Raw genomic sequence first — 2,694 nt, 5'->3', positions numbered from 1 at the left:
CATCTTTGCTAACTGATACACCGCCATCGCAGGCAAGCCAGCTCCCACATTTGATCTTCATCGTTCTTCAGTCCCGAATTTGGCGTTTGCACAGCCTTACCACCTCACGCGGTGCCTTGTTATAGTTCGGCCCCTATTCCAGCCGCCAGTCAAGGATCACTGCCATGTCCGAATACCAAGCCTTTGTCGTCGAACTCAGCGGCAACGTCGCCCATGTGCAGCTCAATCGCCCGGAAAAGATCAACGCGATGAACGCGGCGTTCTGGACCGAGATCATCGACATCTTCCAATGGGTCGAAGACACCGACGCGGTGCGTGCCGTGGTCATCAGCGGCGCCGGCAAGCATTTCTCCTCCGGCATCGACCTGATGATGCTGGCCTCGGTGGCCAATGACTTCGGCAAGGACGTGGGCCGCAACGCGCGTCTGCTGCGGCGCAAGATCCTCGAACTGCAAGCCTCCTTCAACGCCGTCGACAACTGCCGCAAGCCGGTACTCGCGGCGATCCATGGCTACTGCATCGGCGGCGCCATCGACCTGATCAGCGCCTGTGACATGCGCTACGCCGCCGAAGATGCGCAATTCTCCATCAAGGAAATCGACATCGGCATGGCCGCCGACGTCGGCACCCTGCAACGCCTGCCGCGCATTGTCGGCGACGGCATGCTCCGTGAGCTGGCCTACACCGGCCGCCAGTTCGGTGCCGAAGAGGCCCGCAGCATCGGCCTGGTGAATCGGGTGTACAGCGATCACCAGAGCCTGCTGGCCGGCGTGCTGGAAATCGCCCGGGAAATCGCCGCCAAATCGCCGATCGCGGTCACCGGCACCAAGGCGATGATCAGCTACATGCGTGACCACACGATCAATGACGGTTTGGAATACGTTGCCACCTGGAACTCAGCTATGTTGCAATCCAACGACTTGCGCGTGGCCATCGCGGCCCATATGAGCAAGCAGAAACCCGACTTCGTGGATTGACTGAACATGACCCCAGGCTGGATTACCACAACGCTGCTGGACAACGACGCCCCGGGCGGCTGGGCCGTGGCCCGCAGCCGTGAAGGCTTTTTACACGACCAGAACGGCCCGCTGTTTCCCCGGGAGTGGCTCAAGCGCCAGGACCTCTCGGTGTTCGCCGAGCATGGCATCGGTCACCTGGACGGCGAGCCGGTGTACCTGCTGGAACTCAACAGCCCCGCCGACGTTCCGGGCTGCGGCTGGCAGGGCCTGCGGGCATTCATGCTGCAGGGCGATCACACGCTGTACAAAGTCCTGGGCTACGCCGCGCAAATCGGCACCTGGGCCCGGGAGCATCGTTTTTGTGGCAGTTGCGGCCAGGCGATGGTGCAGGTGCCACGGGAGCGGGCGATGTTCTGCCAGGCCTGTGACCTGCGCAGCTACCCGCGTATCTCGCCGAGCATGATCGTGCTGGTGACCCGTGGCGACGAGATCCTGCTGGCCCGCTCGCCGCGCTTTGTCACGGGGGTCTACAGTACCCTGGCGGGGTTTGCCGAGCCGGGCGAGTCGGCCGAGGACTGCCTGATTCGCGAAGTGCGTGAAGAAGTGCAGGTGGAGGTCAAGAACATCCAGTACATGGGCAGCCAGTGCTGGCCGTTCCCGCACTCGATGATGCTGGGCTTTCACGCCGAGTACGCCGGCGGCGACATTGTGCCCCAGGCTGACGAGATCGAAGACGCGCAGTGGTTCAACATCCATGAACTGCCGCCGTTGCCGGCGTCGCGGTCGATTGCGCGCTACCTGATCGACCTCTACCTGGCCCGTCGCCTAGGCCGCGCTGAACCAGTGCTGCCAGGCTAGGCGCACCGTCAGGCCGAGCACCACGGTGATGAACACCGGGCGAATGAACTTGGCGCCGCCGCTGATGGCGCTGCGTGCGCCAAAAAACGCGCCGCACATCACCGACACGCCCATGCACAGGCCGACAATCCAGTCTACCGAGCCATTGAAAATGAACACCGTCAGCGCCGCCGCGTTGCTGACGAAGTTCATGCTGCGCGCCACGCCGCTGGCCTTTACCAAGTCGATGGGGTGCAACAGCATGGTACTCACGGTCCAGAAGGCCCCGGTGCCCGGGCCGGCGACGCCGTCGTAGAAACCCAGGCCAAAGCCCTGGGTGGACTGCCATTTCTTCTTGATCGGTGCGTCGTTGTCCAGCGCCGCCTTGGGCGTGCCGCCGAACAGCAAATACAAACCGCAGCCGAACACAATCACCGGGAGCATCTTGTTCAGGGTTTCTGCCGGCAGGTAATGGGCCACGACCGCGCCGGTGAGTGCACCGACCAGGGTGCCGACGATGGCATGCACCCACTGGCGCGGATGAAACAGCTTGCGCCGGTAGAAGGTAAAGCTGGCAGTGGCCGAGCCGAAGGTGGAACTGAGCTTGTTGGTGCCCAGCACCAGGTGGGGCGGCATGCCGGCGGTCAGCAGGGCGGGCGTGGTGAGCAGGCCGCCACCGCCGGCGATGGCGTCGATGAAACCGGCGATAAAGGCAACCACGGCGAGGATCGCCAGGGTGGTGAGGTCAACGCTGAGTTCGAAAGGCATGGGCAAGACTTAGTCGGCAGGGCGCAGCAAGGGCTGCGCGAAAGGCCGGTATCTTACCCATAACCCTGGGTCGAGGCGATCCAAATGTGGGAGCGGGCTTGCTCGCGAATGCGCAGTGTCAGTCACCGGA

3 protein-coding genes are annotated in these 2,694 nt (G+C 63.2%); 2 read left to right on the top strand and 1 reads right to left on the bottom strand.

The window, feature by feature from the left end:
* Window positions 1–164: 164 nt before the first annotated feature.
* Window positions 165–977, top strand: a complete 813-nt coding sequence (locus tag ACW9I6_RS31925; protein ID WP_003208502.1) for a crotonase/enoyl-CoA hydratase family protein — start codon at window positions 165–167, stop codon at window positions 975–977.
* Between the two features lie 6 nt (window positions 978–983).
* Window positions 984–1,817 (top strand): NAD(+) diphosphatase, encoded by an 834-nt coding sequence (gene nudC / locus ACW9I6_RS31920; protein ID WP_134326772.1) that lies wholly within the window; start codon window positions 984–986, stop codon window positions 1,815–1,817.
* On the opposite strand, the gene ACW9I6_RS31915 is transcribed toward nudC, so the two are convergent.
* The gene (locus tag ACW9I6_RS31915; RefSeq protein ID WP_102605805.1) at window positions 1,785–2,564 is read right to left on the bottom strand and encodes a TSUP family transporter; all 780 of its coding nucleotides are present in this window, start codon (window positions 2,562–2,564) and stop codon (window positions 1,785–1,787) included. The genes nudC and ACW9I6_RS31915 overlap by 33 nt on opposite strands.
* Window positions 2,565–2,694 lie beyond the last annotated feature (130 nt).

This window comes from Pseudomonas sp. SDO5522_S412 (genome assembly GCF_054071215.1).
The sequence above is the reverse complement of the archived record's forward strand: the minus strand, read 5'-3'. Positions and strand labels throughout refer to the sequence as shown.